The sequence below is a fragment of the Nesterenkonia sp. CL21 genome (genome assembly GCF_031705515.1).
Lineage (GTDB): Bacteria > Actinomycetota > Actinomycetes > Actinomycetales > Micrococcaceae > Nesterenkonia > Nesterenkonia aethiopica.
In genome coordinates, this window is record NZ_JAUTWR010000001.1 from 1,005,097 (window position 1) to 1,019,905 (window position 14,809).

Annotated in this window: 14 protein-coding genes; 9 read left to right on the top strand and 5 right to left on the bottom strand. The window is 69.2% G+C overall.

The features are described 5' to 3' along the window. The first annotated feature begins 48 nt into the window (after positions 1-48). The 3 genes from msrA (at position 49) to epsC (ending at position 2,466) form a co-directional block, all read left to right on the top strand. Complete coding sequence (gene msrA / locus Q7C18_RS04500) at positions 49-684, top strand: peptide-methionine (S)-S-oxide reductase MsrA (protein ID WP_311024359.1); 636 nt, start codon at positions 49-51, stop codon at positions 682-684. 103 nt (positions 685-787) lie between these two features. Further along, entirely contained in the window at positions 788-1,723 is a 936-nt protein-coding gene (gene cysK / locus Q7C18_RS04505; protein ID WP_311024360.1) for a cysteine synthase A, read from the top strand. A gap of 155 nt (positions 1,724-1,878) precedes the next feature. After that, positions 1,879-2,466, top strand: coding sequence for a serine O-acetyltransferase EpsC (gene epsC / locus Q7C18_RS04510; protein ID WP_311024361.1), 588 nt, complete (start codon positions 1,879-1,881; stop codon positions 2,464-2,466). A gap of 122 nt (positions 2,467-2,588) precedes the next feature. Here the strand turns inward: epsC and Q7C18_RS04515 are convergent, their stop codons facing one another. The 4 genes from Q7C18_RS04515 to zapE all read right to left on the bottom strand — a co-directional run bounded on the left by Q7C18_RS04515 (position 2,589) and on the right by zapE (position 8,069). Continuing rightward, the gene (locus Q7C18_RS04515) at positions 2,589-3,824 is read right to left on the bottom strand and encodes a M14 family zinc carboxypeptidase (RefSeq protein ID WP_311024362.1); all 1,236 of its coding nucleotides are present in this window, start codon (positions 3,822-3,824) and stop codon (positions 2,589-2,591) included. A gap of 229 nt (positions 3,825-4,053) precedes the next feature. Then, the gene (gene gndA / locus Q7C18_RS04520) at positions 4,054-5,496 is read right to left on the bottom strand and encodes an NADP-dependent phosphogluconate dehydrogenase (RefSeq protein ID WP_311024363.1); all 1,443 of its coding nucleotides are present in this window, start codon (positions 5,494-5,496) and stop codon (positions 4,054-4,056) included. A 272-nt stretch (positions 5,497-5,768) separates the two neighbouring features. Next, complete coding sequence (gene ppk2 / locus Q7C18_RS04525) at positions 5,769-6,707, bottom strand: polyphosphate kinase 2 (protein WP_085437035.1); 939 nt, start codon at positions 6,705-6,707, stop codon at positions 5,769-5,771. A gap of 276 nt (positions 6,708-6,983) precedes the next feature. Then, the gene (gene zapE / locus Q7C18_RS04530) at positions 6,984-8,069 is read right to left on the bottom strand and encodes a cell division protein ZapE (protein ID WP_396954329.1); all 1,086 of its coding nucleotides are present in this window, start codon (positions 8,067-8,069) and stop codon (positions 6,984-6,986) included. Positions 8,070-8,198: 129 nt separating this feature from the next. Between zapE and Q7C18_RS04535 the strand changes: the two genes are divergently transcribed. Both Q7C18_RS04535 and Q7C18_RS04540 read left to right on the top strand, forming a co-directional pair. Continuing rightward, positions 8,199-9,086, top strand: a complete 888-nt coding sequence (locus tag Q7C18_RS04535) for a sulfurtransferase (RefSeq protein WP_311024365.1) — start codon at positions 8,199-8,201, stop codon at positions 9,084-9,086. 60 nt (positions 9,087-9,146) lie between these two features. Continuing rightward, positions 9,147-9,605 (top strand): SufE family protein, encoded by a 459-nt coding sequence (locus Q7C18_RS04540; RefSeq protein WP_344682991.1) that lies wholly within the window; start codon positions 9,147-9,149, stop codon positions 9,603-9,605. On the opposite strand, the gene Q7C18_RS04545 is transcribed toward Q7C18_RS04540, so the two are convergent. Then, positions 9,577-10,968: an alpha/beta fold hydrolase gene (locus Q7C18_RS04545; RefSeq protein WP_311024366.1), complete on the bottom strand. Its 1,392-nt coding sequence runs from the start codon at positions 10,966-10,968 to the stop codon at positions 9,577-9,579. The two genes, Q7C18_RS04540 and Q7C18_RS04545, sit on opposite strands and share 29 nt — an antisense overlap. Before the next feature lie 273 nt (positions 10,969-11,241). On the opposite strand from Q7C18_RS04545, the gene msrB reads away from it, so the two are divergent. From msrB to Q7C18_RS04565, 4 genes are read left to right on the top strand one after another with little or no spacing between them, the layout of a single operon-like run. Further along, entirely contained in the window at positions 11,242-11,694 is a 453-nt protein-coding gene (gene msrB / locus Q7C18_RS04550; RefSeq protein ID WP_311024367.1) for a peptide-methionine (R)-S-oxide reductase MsrB, read from the top strand. Beyond that, positions 11,691-12,821, top strand: coding sequence for a beta-eliminating lyase-related protein (locus tag Q7C18_RS04555; protein WP_311024368.1), 1,131 nt, complete (start codon positions 11,691-11,693; stop codon positions 12,819-12,821). Before msrB ends, Q7C18_RS04555 begins: the two co-directional genes overlap by 4 nt. 21 nt (positions 12,822-12,842) lie before the next feature. Further along, entirely contained in the window at positions 12,843-13,526 is a 684-nt protein-coding gene (locus tag Q7C18_RS04560; protein ID WP_083277812.1) for a DUF3000 domain-containing protein, read from the top strand. Between the two features lie 7 nt (positions 13,527-13,533). Continuing rightward, entirely contained in the window at positions 13,534-14,763 is a 1,230-nt protein-coding gene (locus Q7C18_RS04565; RefSeq protein ID WP_139827543.1) for an HRDC domain-containing protein, read from the top strand. Positions 14,764-14,809 lie beyond the last annotated feature (46 nt).

Consider the following 14,809-nt stretch of genomic DNA (forward strand, 5'->3'; position numbering starts at 1 on the left):
GGCGCCGCGCCCCGGAATGACCGAAGGGCTCGGGGAGTTGTCTCAGGCATGAGCCCAGCCAGCAGGACGAACACCCCGGGGGCCGGCGAGCGGCCCCCAGGCCAGCACGATGCCAGCCCGCACGATGCCAGCCCGCACGGTCCACGCAGGTCCCGCACGGTGGTGCTGGCGGCCGGCTGCTTCTGGTGTTTGGACTCCCTGGCCCGTCGCCTCGCCGGCGTCACCGCCGTGCGCAGCGTCTACACCGGGGGCACCGGACCGGCCGAGTACATCGCCGTCTGCAGCGGGACGACCGGTCATGCCGAGGCCGTCGAGATCACCTATGAGCCCGACACCCTGCCCACGGAGGTCCTCCTGGACGTCTTCTTCAGCTGCCACGACCCGACCTCCCTCAACCGCCAGGGGTACGACGTCGGCACGCAGTACCGGTCGGCGATGTTCTACGCCGACCGCACCGAGCGCGAAGAGTTCGCAGAGGCCGTGGCCCGCGTCCAGGCAGCCTACGACCGTCCGATCGTCACCACGCTGGAGCCCCTCGGGAGGGTCTTCGAGGCCGAGCCGGAGCACCAGGGCTTCCATCTGCGCCGCCCCGACGTGGGCTACTGCCGCGTGATCATCGACCCCAAGGTCTCGGCGCTGCGCCAGCGTTACGCCCCGTGGCTCCGTGACGGAGCCCTCGTCTGATCAGCAGATAGAGTCAGGATCGGGGCTGTCGTCGTCCCGCCGACGGCGTGCCGCCCTCCTGCGCGTCCGATCCCACCACCCTCACGGAAGAGGTTTCACCACCATGGCCAAGATCCTGGACAACATCACCCAGGCCGTCGGCGGCACTCCGCTGGTGCGGCTCAATCGGCTCGACGCCGACCTGCCCGGCAATGTGGCGGTCAAGCTGGAGTTCTACTCGCCGGCGCATTCCGTCAAGGATCGCATCGGCACGGCCATCGTCGACGCCGCGGAGGCCGCCGGCGTCCTGAAGCCGGGTGGGACGATCGTGGAGGGCACCTCCGGCAACACCGGGATCGCCCTGGCCATGGTCGGCGCGGCGCGGGGCTACCGGGTGGTGCTCACGATGCCGGAGACCATGTCGACTGAGCGCCGGGTCATGCTGCGGGCCTTCGGCGCCGAGATCGTGCTGACCCCCGGCGCCGACGGGATGCGCGGCGCCGTGGAGAAGGCCAAAGCCATCGTCGAGGAGACCGAGAACTCCATCTGGGCCCGTCAGTTCGCCAATGAGGCCAACCCGCAGGTCCACTACAGCACCACCGGTCAGGAGATCTGGGAGGACACCGACGGCGCCGTCGACGTCCTCGTCTCCGGCATCGGCACCGGCGGGACCATCACCGGCGCGGGACGCCGGCTCCGCGAGCACAAGCCGGACCTCCACATCGTCGCCGTCGAGCCTGAGGACTCCCCGATCCTCTCCGGCGGGACCCCAGGGCCGCATAAGATCCAGGGCATCGGTCCGAACTTCGTCCCTGACATCCTCGACCGCGAGATCTACGACGAGGTCATCACCGCCAACCTCGACAAGGCCCTGGAGACTGCGCGCCAGCTGGGCACGCAGGAGGGGATCCTCGGGGGCATCTCCACCGGGGCCAACGTGGCCGCCGCCCTGGACGTGGCGGCTCGCGAGGAGTTCCGGGACAAGCTCATCGTCACCGTCGCCTGTGACTTCGGCGAACGTTACATCTCCACGCTCCTCTACGAGGACATCCGCGGCTGACCCATCGGCCGACGTCTAACCTGAGCCTGTCCCGCCTGAGCCCGCCCTGACCTGGGACTGCTCCACGTTCCGCGGCCAGGCCGACTGGCCGCGGACGGCACCGCGCCGATACCCTGCTGTGACCCGCCGTCGACGTCGAAAGGCACCGATCCACCTTGGGAATCATCAAGCGTCTGCGTGAGGACATCCGTTCCGCGCGCGAGCACGATCCGGCCGCCCGCAGCGACGTGGAGGTGGCTTTGGTCTACTCCGGTCTGCATGCCATCTGGTCCCACCGGGTGGCCCACCGGATGTGGCAGCACCGGCCCCTGAAGACCCCCGCCCGGGCTCTCTCCCAGGTGACCCGCAGCCTGACCGGCATCGAGATCCACCCCGGGGCCCAGATCGGTCGTCGGTTCTTCATCGACCACGGCATGGGCGTGGTGATCGGCGAGACGACCGAGATCGGCGATGACTGCATGCTCTATCAGGGCGTCACCCTCGGCGGCCGCTCGCTCGAGGCGGTGAAACGGCACCCGACCCTGCAGGACGGCGTGGTCGTCGGCGCCGGCGCCAAGGTGCTCGGGCCCGTGGAGATCGGCAGCGGCTCCGCCATAGGAGCCAACGCCGTGGTCGTGAAGTCGGCGCCGGAGAACTCCATCCTCACCGGCATCCCGGCGAAGGACCGGAAGCGCCGTGACGAGGAGCGGCAGCCCGCCGTCGACCCCGCGGAGTATGCGCTCGACCCGGCACTGTTCATCTGAGTCGCGGCGCTCCTCTCCTGAGGCGCTGACCACCTCCTGACCACCTCAGGAGCCGACACGACGGAGGCGGCGGCCCCGGTCCTCACCGGGTCCGCCGCCTCCGCGCCGTCTGCAGGGTGGTCTCACACCTCGTCGACCGGGATCACACCGCCCCAGTCCGTGAAGTAGTACTCGACCGGCGCGTGGGGGATCTCCTCCCAGGTCTGCGGGTCCAGGTCGACGGTGTCGCCGGTGGCCAGGCCTGCGAGCCAGGACTCCACACCCAGGATGTTCTGCTGGATGAAACGGCCCCGTCCCCGTTGTCCGAGGTCGCCGTCGCGAGTGTTGCCGGAGGTCTCGAAGAAGATCGCCGCGTTCGCGTGTCCGGCAGAGTTGAGCCCCTGCCAGTCCAGTCCCAGCATCATGGCGGAGACCACGCCCCCGCGGATGTCGATCACCTGACCGCCGCCGACGTCGTACCGATCGGTGGAGATGTGGCCGCGGTGGCGCGTGTCCAGCCAGACCTGGGAGGCCATCTGACGGGTGAGCACATCGAACTCGCCGTCACGGATGTCCGGCAGCGTGGGGCCGCCCGGTGCCAAGGAGATGCCCAGCGAGAAGGTGATCGGCTCTCCCGTCTCCGGATCGCGCTTCCGCCCCTGATGGTGGATGTCCAGCGCGTAGCTGGGCCGGACCCTGGTCCAGTACTCGTACCAGGCCCGGGATTCGCGCGCCAGGAACCCCTCCAGCGTCCAGTCGCGGTTCAGATCCACCGTGAGCTCTCTGCCGTCGTCGTCGGTGCGTGGAGCGTCCGTCTCCGTGTCCCAGAGCGTGGTGGTCCGGGTGTTCATCTCCGAACCGTCAGGGTTGTACATCGGGATGATGTGCAGGGTGAACTCGTCCCGCAGCAGCTCAGCAGTCTGCTGGCCGCTGCTGCCCAGCTCCTTGAGCACGGCCAGGGTGGCCTCGACGCCGTAGGGCTCGTCCCCGTGGATCCGGCCCTGGATCCAGACGTGCCGGTCCCCGTGCCCCACCTGGGCGACGTAGAGGTCACGACCCTGCTCCGAGTGGGTCTCTGCGGTCCCCACCTCGGCGAGCGTGTTGACGGTGACCCGCCCCCGGGAGGTGTGTTCGATCTTCCGCAGCTCGCGGATCATGTCGTCGTAGCTGCGGATCGCCTGTGTCGGTGTCTCCGCCTGTGAGGAGTCCCCGGGATATGCTGCGGCGGCCTGCAGGCCGATCGGCAGCAGAGCGAGGGCACCGAGGCTTGCCAAGGCCGCCCGGCGCGAGACCCGGGAGTCGCCGAGACGGGCGGACGGGGTGGATCCTGGCGTCTGACCTGGGTCAGTTGGATGCGCGAACGATGAAGTGTGAGTCATATCACGTCATCCTAGAGCATCGCTCCGTCTGCCCGGGGCCCTGCACTCCGGCTCCGGCGTCGCCGAAAAGTGCATCCCACGCCGAAGGCCCGGTCTGCGACGCCCGCCATCATGGGCGCGCCGCAGACCGGGCCTCCGTCACGTCTGACTCTGTGGGACCAGCCTCGGGCAGAAGACCTGCGACGTCGTCGGCAGGGACTGCACCGCCGGCGTCGCCGCCTGGGCCGACTCAGGCCTCGATCTCGGTCCGATCGCCGGACCAGAGGGTGTGGAAGGTCCCGTCCTTGTCCACACGCTCATAGGTGTGCGCGCCGAAGTAGTCGCGCAGCCCCTGCGTCAGAGCGGCCGGGAGACGATCGCGGCGCAGGCTGTCGTAGTACGCCAGCGAGGAGGCGAAGACCGGAGCGGGCACGCCGTGCTGCGCGGCTGCGGCGACCACACGACGCCAGGCCGGAAGGCACTCGTTGATGGCCTCGGTAAACTCCTCGGCCAGCAGGAGGTTCTTGGGGCGATCCTCGGCGTCTGCGTCGTAGGCCTTCATGATGGTGTCCAGCAGGTCGGCCCGGATGATGCAGCCGGCGCGCCAGAGGGAGGCGATGGACTTCAGGTCGAGGTCCCATCCGTACTCCTGACCGGCGGCGACCAGCATGTCGAGACCCTGGGCATAGGCCACCAGCTTGGAGGCGTAGAGGGCCTTGCGCACGTCCTCGACGAAGTCGGAGCCGAACTCTGCCGCCGGGGCATTCTCATCGATGCCCGAGCTGAAGGCCGCGTTGGTCTCGGCCCGCAGATCACGCTGCGAGGAGATGGAGCGGGCGAACACCGACTCCGCGATCGCGGTCACCGGGGACCCGACCTCCAGCCCGGAGATGGCCGTCCAGCGGCCGGTGCCCTTCTGGCCCGCAGAGTCCACGACGACGTCGACCAGCGGACGGCCGGTCAGTTCGTCCTCCTGCTCCAGGACCTCCGAGGTGATCTCGATCAGATACGACGCCAGGTCCGTCGTGTTCCATTCCCGGAACACCTTGGCCTGTGCGGCGGGCTCGAGGCCTGCGAGGCTGCGCATCAGGTCGTAGGCCTCGCCGATGACCTGCATGTCGGCGTACTCGATGCCGTTGTGCACCATCTTCACGTAGTGGCCCGCGCCGTCGGTGCCGACCCAGGCGCAGCAGGGCTCATCGTGGTACTGGGCGGCGATCTTCTCCAGCATCGGGCCCAGCGTCTCATAGGACTCCTGGGATCCGCCGGGCATGATCGAGGGGCCGTTGAGCGCACCCTCCTCACCGCCGGAGACACCGACGCCGACGAAGTGCAGTCCCTTGGCCCGCAGCGCCTCCTCACGGCGACGCGTGTCCGGGTAGTGGGAGTTGCCGGCGTCGATGATGATGTCGCCCTCGTCCAGAAGAGGCACCAGATCCTCGATGACCGCGTCGACCGGAGCTCCGGCCTTGACCATGATGAGCACCCGCCGCGGGCGCTCCAGCGACTCGACGAGCTCGGCGAGGGTCTCGGTGCGGACGAAGCTGCCCTCGTCCCCGTGAGCCTCAAGCAGGGCATCGGTGCGGGCCACCGACCGGTTGTGCAGGGACACGGTGTAGCCGTTGCGGGCCAGGTTCCGTGCCAGGTTGGCCCCCATCACGGCCAGTCCGGTCACGCCGATATCGGCACTCATGCAGTCTCCTTATCGAGGTCTGGTGATCGATCGAGTGCATCCTAATCCCGTGACGTTTCCGGGATGGCGCAGTCTCCTCATGCCGCCTCCACCCTGTGGTGAGGCCGCGGAAGGTGCTCAGATGACACGATGCTCGCCGTCGACGGTCGACGACGACCGAGGAGGCGAGCGTGTCCACTCTATCGCCTCAAGCCCCCGAATGTGATGACCATTGCGTCCGGCGGCTGCGCAGGAGGTCTCGGAGAGACCGCCCGTGGGGTCCTGACGGGCCCTCAGTCGCCCACGGCGTCGCGGCCGCGGCGGACGATCAACGGATCGGGCTCCCCGACCACCTCGTGGTCCTTGCCCTCGTACTCGAACTGGCTGAGGAAGTAGCGCATGGCGTTGAGCCGTGCCCGCTTCTTGTCGTTGGACTTGATGGTGATCCAAGGCGCGTGGTCCGTGTCCGTCCGGCGGAACATCTCCTCCTTGGCGTCGGTGTAGGCCTCCCACCGGTCCAGCGACTCCAGGTCCATCGGGGAGAGCTTCCACTGCCGCACGGGGTCGATCTGACGGATCGCGAACCGGGTGCGCTGCTCCTTCTGGGTCACGGAGAACCAGAACTTCGTCAGGTGGATCCCTGCGTCGACGAGCATCTGCTCGAACTGCGGCGCCTGCCGCATGAAGACCTCGTACTCGTCGTCGGAGCAGAATCCCATGACCCGTTCGACTCCGGCTCGGTTGTACCAGGAGCGGTCGAACAGGACCATCTCGCCGGCAGTGGGCAGATGGTCGACGTAGCGCTGGAAGTACCACTGTCCGCGCTCCCGGTCGGACGGCTTGTTCAGGGCCACCACCCGAGCGGTCCGGGGGTTGAGGTGCTCGGTGAAGCGCTTGATGGTGCCGCCCTTGCCGGCGGCGTCCCGTCCTTCGAAGACCAGCACGTGCTTGAGCCCGTAATCCTCGGCCCAGTACTGGAACTTCAGCAGCTCCACCTGCAGGTGGTACTTCTCCAGCTCATAGATGTCGCGCTCGAGCCGCTGCTCGTAGGGGTAGTTCTCCTGCCAGGTCTCGACCGCGTTGCCCTGCGGGTCGATGAGGTCGGGATCCGGAGTGTGACCGTCCTGGACGGTGTAGCCGCCTTCACGGAGCCGGTCGATGAACTCGCGCAGGTTCTCCCGGGGGGCCTGGTTCAGATCTCCCACGATGTCCTGCACCTGGTCTCTGATCATGCTGACGCTCCCCTTCTCTGATCCGACGGCATCCAGCCAACCAGACGCCGATGAACGCCCCGTTAACTGCCCGCGGGTGTGGCCGGATGCGGCGACGGATCCTGGGACCGGGGCTCGGCGGACGGCCGATGGTGAGGATCGAGTCTACGCCTCTCGACTGCGCAACACATCCGGTGCCGCGCCGACGGCACGGCTCACGGACCGGCTTCGGGTGGTGCTGCCGCTGGTGCCGCCAGTGGTGCTGCCGAATGGGCAGGAGGCTGAGCGGCACACCCCTCAGAGCGCCTGCTCCCCCATCTGCCCCGAGCGGGCCAGCGCCGTGAGACGCGACACGGCGCGGTGGTACTTCTTCATGTATCCCCCGGACATCATCTCCTCGGTGAAGAGCTGGTCGAAGGGCACGCCCGAGGCGATGATCTTCACATCCTGGTCGTAGAGGCGGTCCGCCAGCACCACGAAGCGCAGCGCCAGCGACTGAGCGTCGATGGTGGTGACGTCCTTGAGCACCAGGACCTCCACTCCGCTGATGAGCTGGCGGTAGCGGCTCGGATGGACCTGAGTGAGATGCGCGGTCAGCGCGTCGAAGTCGTCGACGACGATCTCCGCCTCACGGTGATGTGCGTGGGCGAACTCCTCGAGCTGCTCGGTCGCGAGCGGGGGCGGGGCCTCCGGCAGGCCTCGATGCCGGAAGTCCTCCCCGTCGACGCGCACCACGGAGAACTGATCGGCCAGGACCTGGATCTCCCGTTGGAAGTCGGACGCGGCGAAGCGCCCCTCCCCGAGCGAGCCCGGCAGCGTGTTCGAGGTCGCGGCGAGCTTGACGCCGGCATCGGTCAGCTCGCGCATCAGTCGGGACATCAGCACCGTGTCTCCGGGGTCGTCGAGCTCGAACTCGTCGATGCAGACCAAGCTGTAGTCGGAGAGCACGTCCACCGTGCGGCGGAAGGACAGGGCACCGACGAGATTGGTGTATTCCACGAAGGTCCCGAAGGCGCGCTGTCCCGGTGAGGCGTGGTAGAGAGATGCGAGCAGATGCGTCTTGCCGACCCCGAAGCCGCCGTCGAGATAGATCCCCCCGGCGCGCTTCGTGGCGGCCGCCCGCGAGGATCTGCCGCCGAAGAGCCGAGACAGCAGGCCCCCGGAGCCCCGCGAGGACCCGACCGTGCCGGCGAAATCCCGCAGCGCCTCCACCGCCTCGGCCTGGGAGGGGTGTCCAGGGTCCGGGATGTAGGAGTCGAAGGAGACTTCGGAGAATCGGAAGGAGGGCTGCAGCCCCTCCAGGAGCTCCCCGACGCCGACCTGAGGGCTCCGGCGGCTCAGCGGTGTGGCATCAGGTGTGGCATCAGTCGGCATGAGGGCCATGCTACCCACTGGCGTGCTCCCCCGGCGCATGACGGTTCATGACGTGCGATGGGAACAGAACCGGTGCCTCGATACGCTGAACACAGGTGAAGCGACGATCGTCAGCGACCCGAGAGAGAGGCTCTGCAGATGAGCGAGAAGGACTTCAGCCAGTACGCCCACCCCGAGAAGCTCGTGTCCACGGACTGGGTGGCCGAGCACAAGGACGACGACGGCATCGTCCTCGTCGAGTCGAACGAGGACGTCCTGCTCTACGAGACGGGGCACATCCCCGGTGCCGTCAAGATCGACTGGCACACCGAGCTCAACGACCCGATCACCCGGGACTTCCTCGACGGCGAGCATTTCGCGGAGTTCGCGGCGTCGAAGGGCATCAGCCGGGACACCACCGTGGTGTTCTACGGCGACAAGTCGAACTGGTGGGCCGCCTACGCCCTCTGGGTGTTCACCCTGTTCGGGCACGAGGACGTCCGACTGATGGACGGGGGCCGACAGAAGTGGATCGCTGAAGGTCGTGACGTCACCACCGAGCGGACCGAACCGACCCGTGCCGACTATCCGGTGATCAGCCGTGACGACTCCACGTTCCGCGCTTTTCGTGAGGATGTCTTCGAGCACTTCGGCAAGCCCCTGGTCGACGTGCGCTCCCCGCTCGAGTACTCGGGTGAGCGCACCCACATGGAGGGCTACGAGGAGGAGGGCTCCCTGCGCGGTGGCCACATCCCCTCGGCCGCCTCCGTCCCGTGGGCCCGAGCCGCCGAGGAGGACGGCACCTTCAAGCCCCGCGAGGAGCTGGAGCGCATCTACCGTGAGGAGGCCGGCATCGGGGAGGCGGACGAGGTCATCGCCTACTGCCGGATCGGCGAGCGGTCCTCGCACACCTGGTTCGTCCTCCAGCACCTGCTCGGGCACCGCCACGTCCGCAACTACGACGGCTCCTGGACGGAGTGGGGCAACTCGGTCCGCCTGCCCATCGCCGTCGGCCAGGAGCCGGGCGAGGCGCCCACAGGCCGCTGAGCCGTTGAGCGGGCGGGGCGCCGGACGACGCATCCCGCCCCGCTCTCCTATCCTGGAGACATGATGACCACTACCACCGCCGGCCTTCCCGAACCGCTGGCTGAGATCGTCGAGGAGTTCCAGGCGGTCCCGGACCAGCAGAAGCTGGAGCTGCTCCTGGAGCTCTCCCGCGAGCTGCCGGACGTGCCGGAGCAGTATCAGGACCGTGCCGACACCATGGAGCAGGTGGTGGAGTGCCAGACCCCGCTGTTCCTGGCCTTCGAGTTCGACGACGAGGCCCGCACCGCGGAGATCATCTTCGCCGCCCCGCCCGAGGCCCCGACGACCCGCGGCTTCGCCTCGATCCTGCATCAGGGACTCAGCGGGCTCAGCTACGACGAGATCCTGGCCACCCCGGACGACGTCCCGACCCGGCTGGGCCTGGCGAAGGCCATCACACCGCTGCGCCTGCGTGGCATGTCAGCCATGCTCGGCCGCATCAAGCGCAATGTCACCGAGCACGTCGCGTCGTTGAGCTGAGGTGGGCCGGGGCGTCACCGGTGAACAGCTCGGCGACCCACTGCTCCACGCTGCTCTCCCAGCGCTGGGGGTCGTGGTTCCACTCCTTGACATGCCGCGCCTGGGTGAAGGGCACGAAGCTGACCTTCTCATTCCGCTCGGCAAGGTTCCGCGACGGAGCGTAGGGGACGACGTCGTCGTCGCTGCTGTGCAGGATCAGAGTCCGCACATGCAGCTGCTCGGCGCGGTCGATCCAGTTCATCGCCTTGAGATCCACCGGTGCGGCCAGTCCGGTGACCCGTCGTCCCGCGGGATGGGAGATGAACCAGCGGCCGAGCCGCCCCACCGCCTCCGGGATCCTGTTGGCCCGTGCCTGGTAGGCGAGCACGTCGATCCAGTCGACCACCGGTCCGGTGAGCACCAGGCCACGGATGGCCGGGGCAAGCCGGGAGCGGTCCGCAGTCTGCAGCGCCACCGCGCCGCCCATGGACCACCCGAAGAGCAGGACGTCCTCGGCGCCCTGGTCCAGGGCGTGCTGCACGGCGGCGTCGACGTCCTCCCACTCGGTGATGCCCAGGCCATACCGCCCGTCAGGAGCGTCAGGCGCCTCGCCGTCGTTCCGGTAGGAGATGAGCAGCGAATCGATGCCGAGGCGGTCGGCGACCCCCAGGGCGCGGATGCCTTCGGTGCGGCGTCCGCCCCGTCCATGGACCATGATCGCCCACACGTTGCGGTCTGCCAGTGGACCGGTGCGCGTCCGCGGGGGCACGTGCCAGGCCGGTGCGGGCCCGCCGGGCAGGTCGATCAGCACGTCCTCGAAAGGATGACCGGCATCCCCCGGGGTCGGGTCGGGCACCGAGGTCCACCAGCCGCGCGAGACCTTGCGGAGGTCTCCGTGATAGACCTTCTCCACCCGCCGGGCGATCGTGCCGTCCCGCGGACTGAAGGAGGTGATCTCTCCGATGCGTGCGCTGGCACGGCCGCCATGGAAGTTCAGGCCGTAGGTCCCCGGCACCACGGTCTCGGGCGTGGCAGGCAGGATGACTTCGTCGCCGTCGGCTCCGCGCACCACCGCCAGGACCTCCAGGTCCTCCACGTGCTCCTTGACGGGAGTGACCACCATGCGGGCGAAATAGCCGGCCAGCCCGGAGGCGGCCCCCGCCAGGGCCATGCCTGCGGCCAGCCCCGTGCCGGCCCCGAGCGCCGAGGCCCGCACCCAGGGCGTCTTGGGCTCGGGGTTCGCGGGAGCAGCGGCCAGCGACTCACGGAGCCGCCGCAGCGGCGCCGTCAGACGCGCACTCGGGCTCCGTCGGGCAGGTGAGGCACCATCTGGCTGGTGGCCTCCGAGACCACTCGGACGACGGTCGGCGATGCGGGGTGACATGTCTGGGAGGCCTCCACAAGGTCGGTTCCGGATGGCTGGAGGGCCACGATGCCCAGGTCACAGCTTACGCGCGACGTCCTGCGGCGGCATCCAGGGAAGCGGCGGAGCCCGGTGCGCGTTGCACCGTCTGAGGAGCGCGACGCTCTTTGCCGCCGTGCCCTGCTCGTCCGGGTGGGCGATGCGGGCCACTGTGGGCTTCAGACCGCGTGCCGCCGTCGATGCGATGATCGTGATGCGGCGGACGTGGTGCGACGAACGTGATGGGATGGAGCCATGAGCACTGACCAGACTGACCCCGATGCCCGCCCGCCAGGAACCGCGCCTGACTTCGCCTCTCTGTCCGACGCCCAATGGCGCGACCGTCTGACCCCCGAGGAGTACTACGTGCTCCGCCAGGGCGGCACCGAGCGGCCCTTCACCGGGGACCATGGGCCTACCACCCAGGCCGGGGTGTATCTCTGCCGCGCCTGCGGCGCGGAGCTGTTCACCTCCCAGACCAAGTTCGACTCCCGCTGCGGCTGGCCCAGCTTCTACGAGCCCGCGACGGGAGCGAACGTCCGGCACCTGCGCGACACGTCGCTGGGGATGGAACGTGTGGAGGTCCGGTGCGGCTCTTGCGACTCCCACCTGGGACACGTGTTCTCCGGCGAGGGCTTCGACACTCCCACCGACCAGCGATACTGCATCAACTCCGTCTCGATGCGCTTCGAGGAGGCCGACGAGTGACCAGCACTGATGAGATCATGCCCGGTCTCCAGACCCTCGACGGACCCGTCGGCCCCGATGCCCCGGCGACTCCCGACCCGACCTTCGCCTCCGACAACACCGCGGGAGTCTCGCCGGAGGTGCTGGAGGCCATCACCCGGGCCAACGGCGGCGCCGCGGTGCCCTACGGCCACGACCCCGTCACCGCCCGCCTGGAGCAGGTCGTCAGGGACCAGTTCGGTCCGTCCGCAGAGATCTTCCCGGTGTTCAACGGCACCGGTGCCAACGTCGTCTCGCTGCAGGCCCTCCTCCCGCGCTGGGGCGCGGCGATCTGCGCGCGCCAGGCTCACGTGAACACTGATGAAGGTGCCGCCCCGGAGCGGCTCGGCGCACTGAAGCTGCTGGCCCGTCCCACACCGGAGGGAAAGCTGACGCCCGCCGACGTCGAGGCTGAGCTCGGAGCCCAGGGCTTCGTCCACGCCGCGCAGCCCCTGGCGGTCACCCTGACCCAGTCCACCGAGCTGGGGAGCCTCTATTCGCCCGCCGAGATTGCGGCGGTGGCGGACCGCGCCCACGCGGCGGGACTCGGGGTCCATATGGACGGCGCCCGCCTCGCCAACGCCGCCGCCGCCCTCGGCGTCTCCCTGCGCGAGGTGACCACCGACGTCGGCGTCGACGTGCTGAGCCTGGGCGGGACCAAGAACGGTGCGCTGGCCGCGGAGGCCGTCGTCGTGCTGGACCCGACCAGAGTCCGCGGCACCGACTACATCCGCAAGTACTCGATGCAGCTGGCCAGCAAGCAGCGCTTCGTCTCCGCCCAGCTGCTGGAGCTCTTCGGCACCGACCTGTGGCGCAGCAACGCCGAGCACGCCAATGCGCAGGCCCGTCTGCTCGGCGAACGCCTCGCGACGCTCGAGGGCATCGACCTCCCCGCGCCGGCGCAGGTGAACGCCGTCTTTCCCAAGATGCCGGCGACGGTGGTGGAGGAGCTGCAGTCCCGGTATCTCTTCCATGTGCGGGACACCGCGCCGGACGGCGACCCCGTCGTCCGTCTGATGTGCTCCTTCCAGACCACCGAGGCGCAGATCGATGAGTTCGTGGACCATGCGCGGGCCGCGCTCACGGCGCGCCTGCCCGATGCTCGCTGATCCTGTTCATAGGCTGGACGCGTGACAGCACTCGGCCCAGCCGGATCTGCCGCAGGACGTGGTCCCGGCCCGCAGATCTCCACCCCCGGCATCGACGACCTCCCGGAGTCGTTCCGTTCCGCCCTGGGAGAGCTGCGGCGTGCCCGTCCCCGCACCGAGGCGCAGGTCGACGAGATCCCTGCCCCGGTCAAGCTGGCCCCGTACGCGGTGGCGCTGCGCGCCGAGGTCCTGGACCCCGGCGCGCGGACCCCGCTCCACGGACCGGCTCGGCTCCGCCCAGCACCCGAGGATGCTGAGCTGCTCGCCACCGGCCGCTTCATCCTGCTCCACGACCCGCAGGGCCAGGAGACCTGGGGCGGGACGTTCCGTGTGGTGATCTACATCCGCGCCGAGCTGGACGCGGACATGGGCAACGACCCCCTGCTCGCCGAAGTCGCCTGGACCTGGCTGAGCGACTCGCTGGATCAGTGCGGTGTCGAGCACAGCCACGCCGGCGGCACCGCCACACGCATCCTGTCCGAATCCTTCGGCAGCCTCGAAGATCGTCAGGCGAGCAACACCGTCGAACTCCGGGCCTCCTGGACGCCCAGCGGGCCTCGGCTGGGCCGACACCTGGAGGCCTGGGCGGATATGGTCTGCAGCTTCGCCGGTCTGCCTCCCCTGCCCGACGGCGTGGTGGCCCTGCCGCATGTCAGGAGGATCTGACCACTCTATGGAGGACCAGGACGAGCACCTTCCCCCTCTGCTCACCGAGCCCGCCGACGGCGTACCGTTCGTCATCGACACCGCACGTGGACTGCAGCGGTGCGCCGAGGCGCTGGCTGCCGGCCACGGCCCCGTGGCGGTCGACGCAGAGCGTGCCTCGGGTTTCCGCTACGGCCAGAGAGCGTTCCTCGTGCAGCTCAAGCGCGAGGGATCCGGGCTCTGGCTCATCGACCCGGAGCCCTTCGACACACTCGTCCCGCTGCAGCGGGCATTGGGCGGCGCCGAGTGGATCCTGCACGCCGCCTCCCAGGACCTGCCCTGCCTGGCCGAGCTGGGCATGCACCCCCATGCGCTCTTCGACACCGAGCTGGCCGCCCGGTTGGCCGGCCTGCCGCGTGTGGGGCTCGGCGCCGTGGTGGAATCCCTGCTGGGGGTCCGGCTGGCGAAGGAGCACTCGGCGGCCGACTGGTCTCGCCGCCCGCTGCCGCAGGACTGGCTCCGCTACGCCGCACTGGACGTCGAGCTGCTGATCGAACTGCGGGAGAAACTCAGCTCCCTGCTGGAGGAGCAGGGCAAGTCCGACTGGGCTGCCCAGGAGTTCGAGCATGCCCGCACCCATCGGCCCCCGACGGTGCCGCGCCATGATCGCTGGCGCCGCACCTCGGGGATCAACCGGCTCAAGAGTCGACGCGGGCTCGCGGTGCTGCGCGAGCTCTGGCGCGCTCGAGAGCACCTGGCGGAGCAGAAGGACGTCTCTCCGGGGCACATCCTGCCCGACTCGGCCCTGGTGGCCGCAGCCCTGGAATCTCCCACCACCGTCCCCCAGCTGCTCGCCGTTCCGGGTTTCCACGGGCGGGCGGCCAAGCGGGAGGCTCCCCGGTGGCTGCGCGCCGTGAGGGCCGGCGCCACGTCCCAAGACCTTCCGGATCTGCAGCGCCGCACCGGTGGCCCGCCTCCTCCACGCTCGTGGAAGGAGCGCCACCCGTTGGCATTCCGCCGATACCGCACCGCCAGGGAACGTCTGACGTTCCTCGCCGAACGCCTGGAGATCATGCCGGAGACTCTGCTGACCCCGGCTGTCCTGAAGCAGCTGTGCTGGGATCCCCCGGCCCAGATCGACCTGGACTCGATCGCGGCGGCCCTCACCGCGCTGGGCGCCCGGCCCTGGCAGGTCGACCAGACGGCCGCGGTGGTCACCGTGGCGCTGCTGGACCCCGATCCTCTCAGCGACCTCTGATCGCCCTCGGCAGCCTCCACCTGTTGCCCGCGCCTTACTCCACAGC

What these genes read in the sequence shown, in the direction of transcription:
- cysK (WP_311024360.1), top strand. Translation starts at nt 788, where the DNA reads ATGGCCAAGATCCTGGACAACATCACCCAGGCCGTCGGCGGCACTCCG.
- msrA (WP_311024359.1), top strand. Translation starts at nt 49, where the DNA reads ATGAGCCCAGCCAGCAGGACGAACACCCCGGGGGCCGGCGAGCGGCCC.
- Q7C18_RS04565 (WP_139827543.1), top strand. Translation starts at nt 13,534, where the DNA reads ATGGAGGACCAGGACGAGCACCTTCCCCCTCTGCTCACCGAGCCCGCC.
- zapE (WP_396954329.1), bottom strand. Translation starts at nt 8,069, where the DNA reads ATGGCCCTCATGCCGACTGATGCCACACCTGATGCCACACCGCTGAGC.
- Q7C18_RS04540 (WP_344682991.1), top strand. Translation starts at nt 9,147, where the DNA reads ATGATGACCACTACCACCGCCGGCCTTCCCGAACCGCTGGCTGAGATC.
- ppk2 (WP_085437035.1), bottom strand. Translation starts at nt 6,707, where the DNA reads ATGATCAGAGACCAGGTGCAGGACATCGTGGGAGATCTGAACCAGGCC.
- Q7C18_RS04545 (WP_311024366.1), bottom strand. Translation starts at nt 10,968, where the DNA reads ATGTCACCCCGCATCGCCGACCGTCGTCCGAGTGGTCTCGGAGGCCAC.
- gndA (WP_311024363.1), bottom strand. Translation starts at nt 5,496, where the DNA reads ATGAGTGCCGATATCGGCGTGACCGGACTGGCCGTGATGGGGGCCAAC.
- Q7C18_RS04515 (WP_311024362.1), bottom strand. Translation starts at nt 3,824, where the DNA reads ATGACTCACACTTCATCGTTCGCGCATCCAACTGACCCAGGTCAGACG.
- msrB (WP_311024367.1), top strand. Translation starts at nt 11,242, where the DNA reads ATGAGCACTGACCAGACTGACCCCGATGCCCGCCCGCCAGGAACCGCG.
- Q7C18_RS04535 (WP_311024365.1), top strand. Translation starts at nt 8,199, where the DNA reads ATGAGCGAGAAGGACTTCAGCCAGTACGCCCACCCCGAGAAGCTCGTG.